The 2675-nt window shown below is 51.9% G+C and carries 1 protein-coding gene and 1 pseudogene; one reads left to right on the plus strand and one right to left on the minus strand.

The window, feature by feature from the left end:
- Positions 1-1682: EAL domain-containing protein (locus ABJQ89_RS05880; RefSeq protein WP_348495336.1), on the plus strand; the 1682-nt coding region annotated here is incomplete at its 5' end.
- Between the two features lie 417 nt (positions 1683-2099).
- On the opposite strand, the pseudogene ABJQ89_RS05885 reads toward ABJQ89_RS05880, so the two are convergent.
- Positions 2100-2675, minus strand: a pseudogene (locus ABJQ89_RS05885) (IS3 family transposase); the annotation flags it as partial.

Below are 2675 nucleotides of genomic sequence, written 5' to 3' on the forward strand. Positions count from 1 at the left end.
TGGGCGCCGGCGGAATGGCGCGATGGGAATATAGCCTGAACGAAAACCAGGCGTTTTGGGATGACCGATTGCTGGCGATGTTGGGCATCACAGATGGGGAAAACCATAGGGCCGGTGACGCGTGGGCCAGTTTCATTCACCCTGATGACCGCGCGGGCGTCGTGGCTCATAGTGAGGAATGTCTAGAGCAGGGTAAAGATGTGGCGCGCGATTACCGAATGGTGACCGCTGACGGGGCGGTGATTCATGTGCGCAGCCGGGGGAAATACGTCGAAGATGAAGAAACCGGGCCGCGTTACTACGGCGTGAATTTTGATATCACAGAGGATAAATTGCGCGCGCAAGAGCTGGAAATCGCGCGGGCCGGTTTGGAACATGAGAGCCGCCATGATGCGCTAACCGGTTTGGCAAATCGCAGGCGTTTGGATGAGGTCTACACGGAACATATTGAAATAATGTCCGAAAAATCAGGGCGGCTTGCCGTGCTGCATTTTGATGTCGATCTGTTCAAACAAATCAATGATACGATGGGGCATGATGCGGGCGATGCGACATTGCGCCATGTCGCGACTATTTTGCAGAAAAACACACCCGACTCGGCGCTTGTATCGCGCGTTGGTGGGGATGAGTTTGTTGCGCTGCTTTTTAATGCGCCGGAAGATGCTCTTTTGGACGAGATGGCCGCGCATATCATCCGCGAGGTGTCGCGCCCGTTTTATTATGGCCCGCAGGAGTGCAACATCGGGACGAGTATCGGTATCTCAGTTGTTGACGGTTTGCCGACCGCAGGGACCAATTTGTTTATCAACGCAGACCTTGCTTTGTACGAAGCAAAAAAGGCGGGGCGTGGGCGGCATCGGTTTTATGACACCACAATGAGCGAAGACGCGAGGCGTCGTAAAAATTCGTCAGACGCCTTACTTGCGGGTTTTGATCAAGGTGAAATCACGTGCTATTATCAACCTCAGTTTGATGCAACCACACTGGAGGTGACCGGCTTGGAAGCGCTGGTGCGTTGGGAAAGTGCGAAATACGGGCTGATGATGCCGGATGAGTTTTTGCAAACGGCCGGGGATATGGGGTTGATTGCGCAATTTGACGATCTGGTGCTGCGTCGGTCTCTTTATGATGTGGGGGTCTGGGAAAAAGCCGGGCTGGTGGTGCCGCGTGTTTCTGTAAATGTTTCGGCGAACCGTCTCAATGACCCGGAACTTGGCGCCCATCTTTCGCGGTTAAATTTACCTTCGCGTAAGATAACATTCGAGCTCTTGGAATCTGCTTTTCTTGATGCGCGCAATGACGTGATCGAGCGGAACCTAAAGATAATAGGTGAAATGGGCATCGATATTGAGATCGATGATTTTGGCAGTGGTCATGCCTCTATTGCGAGCCTTCTCGAAATCGCGCCAAAACGTCTGAAGATTGACCGGTCATTGGTTGCGCCGATCGTTGATCATCAGCGCCAAAGAGATTTGGTGAAAATCATTATTGGCATTGGCCGTATGCTTGATATTCGAGTGGTAGCGGAAGGTGTGGAAACGGCCGCACATGTTCCGATTCTGCAAGAACTGGGGTGTTGCTATTTGCAGGGGTTTGGCTTGGCTCGTCCGATGGATGCACAAGCGACGGAGATGTTTTTATCTGGTCTTGCCGAAACAGGCGGTGTGCTGAAACTTGCGTAAGCTGCGCCAATTTTGTCCTAAATAAAAGGGCGTGAATGTCGTGATCAGCACGTGCGCCACGCCATTTTGGGCGGTGCGGGCCGGAAATCTACGAATGTACGAGCAGCGAAGAGCATCCCGGGCGTCCTTTGTTTGTGATCAAGAACATACCCGAATGTTGCTCGCAGTCGTACCCTATAGGTGTATCAGCGCAGGGGTAATCCAGGGGTGCGATGGACAGTAAGCAAGAGTTTACCCTTGATTTAAATGTGCTCGACCGCGCATTCGTTGATACCACATTCAAATTGAAAACGCTGAGCCTCATCAACAATTTCTTAGCCCGTAAGGGTGGGTATGATCCTGGAGGCAGGGTCGGATTTCATCTAGAAAACCGTGTTTCGAAGGCAGTTGTCATGGCATTGCGCCGGTTGGTGCGTTCTATAAGCGCGGTGAATAGCCCTTAGTTTCCGAGACACCTTCTTGGTTCATATTACGCTGCCTGTTTTCGAAGTCGACGGGCGACAGTATACCGTTCCTGACATGTTTGCGTTTCGGGTTATAGAACATTTCCATGTAGTCGAAGATGTCCTGTCTGGCTTGCTCGGGGGTTTTGTCGGTGCGGCGACGAATGCGTTCACGTTTGAGCAGATTGAAGAAGCTTTCGGCCACAGCATTGTCATGGCATTTCCGCGCCTACTCATTGAATGTTCGAGGTTGTGGGCCCGCAGAAATGCAAGCCCAGTCTCGGCTGGTGTATTGCGCAACTTGATCAGTGTGGATCAACACGGTTTGCTTTGGTTTGCGTCGCCAGACGGCCATCAGCAAAGCCTGTAAGACAAGGTCAGTTGATTGCCGTAATTGCGTGACCCAACCGATCACACGACGCGAGTAGAGGTCGATGACCACAGCCAGATACAAAAAGCCTTCGTAGGTTTTGATATAGGTGATGTCTGACACCCATGCGGTATCTGGTACTGCCACATCAAATTGCCGATCCAATGTATTGTCGACCAC

Source organism: Planktotalea sp. (assembly GCF_039984035.1).
In the GTDB taxonomy this organism is placed as follows: Bacteria; Pseudomonadota; Alphaproteobacteria; order Rhodobacterales; family Rhodobacteraceae; genus Planktotalea.